The organism is Treponema endosymbiont of Eucomonympha sp., assembly GCF_001028545.1.
This window is the reverse complement of record NZ_BBPW01000248.1, coordinates 1-882: the sequence shown is the minus strand read 5'-3', so window position 1 is coordinate 882 and position 882 is coordinate 1. Positions and strand designations below refer to the sequence as shown.

Below are 882 nucleotides of genomic sequence, written 5' to 3'. Positions count from 1 at the left end.
CGGCGGCTTTTCCGTCAAGCCCCATGTCTCCCCGCTGTTTCGCGTTGGGCGTGCCGCCGAACTGCCGCACAATCCACGCTTCAAACGCGAAGGCGTCTTTATAGCGGAGGGTGTCATAATCGTATTTGTGCAGTTGCACGGCATAGGGCGCGCTGAATAAATCCTGCTGTTTTTGCAGGCGCAGCTCGGTAACTTTTACCGCCATTGCCGACTGGTCTATGCCCAGCCAGCGCCGGTTTAATTTGTCCGCCACGGCTATGGCAGTGCCGCCGCCCATAAACGGGTCAAGAACGGTGTCGCCTTCGTTGCTTGCCATTTTGATAATGCGTTCTAATAAAGCTTCGGGCTTTTGTGTGGGATAGCCGACTCGTTCTTTTGCTTGCGAATTGACAGGAGGTATATCATTCCATATATCATCAGCTAATACACCTTTAATCTCATCAAGATATATTTTGTAACGATATTTGCCAGAAGAATTTACTATTAATCTATTTTCCCTTTTTAATTTTTCGAGAGTATCTTGTGAATAGGTTGCAAGTTCAGCATCTTTGTATTTTCCATGTTCATCTGATTTTTTGAATCTTTTATCTACTTCTTTTGCAGGATATTCTGTCCAAACTGGAATAAAATTATAATCCTCTGATTTACTATAAAAATAAATCATATCATGATCTGTTCCCAGTCGGTTTGCAACGGACTTACTACTTCCAGAAGTTGCACGTTTCCAAATAATCTCATTCCTGAAATTGTTCATGCCAAAAATCTTATCCAGAATATCAGCCCGAATATATGCGTTAGCGTGCCAGTCGCAGTGCAGAAAAATACTGCCGGCGGGTTTTAAGACGCGGCGCATTTCTTCTACCCGTTCTTTTAGCCAGCCGA

General features: G+C 44.2%; 1 protein-coding gene. It reads right to left on the bottom strand.

What is annotated here, in order from left to right:
• Nucleotides 1–882: DNA methyltransferase (locus AWU74_RS10630; protein ID WP_162504941.1), on the bottom strand; the 882-nt coding region annotated here is incomplete at both ends.